The 269-nt window shown below is 59.9% G+C and carries 1 protein-coding gene; it reads left to right on the forward strand.

The window, feature by feature from the left end:
• Nucleotides 1–40: 40 nt before the first annotated feature.
• On the forward strand, nt 41–269 hold a 229-nt coding region (locus SCA31_RS23585; RefSeq protein WP_410699440.1), incomplete at its 3' end, for a hypothetical protein.

Here is a 269-nt window from a genome sequence, read left to right on the forward strand (position 1 = left end):
GACGACGCCTCGCCGAACTATATCGTCCGGCAGATCTTCGATGGAAGCGAAGCTTGATCCATCAATGACCGCTTCAGGTCAGGCGAGGACAACAACGGTTCCCGCCTGGCTGTTTGCCCTGCTCGCCTCCTACTTCGCTGTTCACGCCGTCGTTCGCCTGATGTTGCCAGCTACGCTCGGCATCGACGAGGCCCAGCAGGTCTTCCGCCTGCAGTGGCTTGCAGCCGGCTATGGCGAACAGCCACCCTTCTACAATTGGCTCCAATACG

Source organism: Chryseobacterium sp. SIMBA_028 (assembly GCF_046535285.1).
Lineage (GTDB): Bacteria > Bacteroidota > Bacteroidia > Flavobacteriales > Weeksellaceae > Chryseobacterium.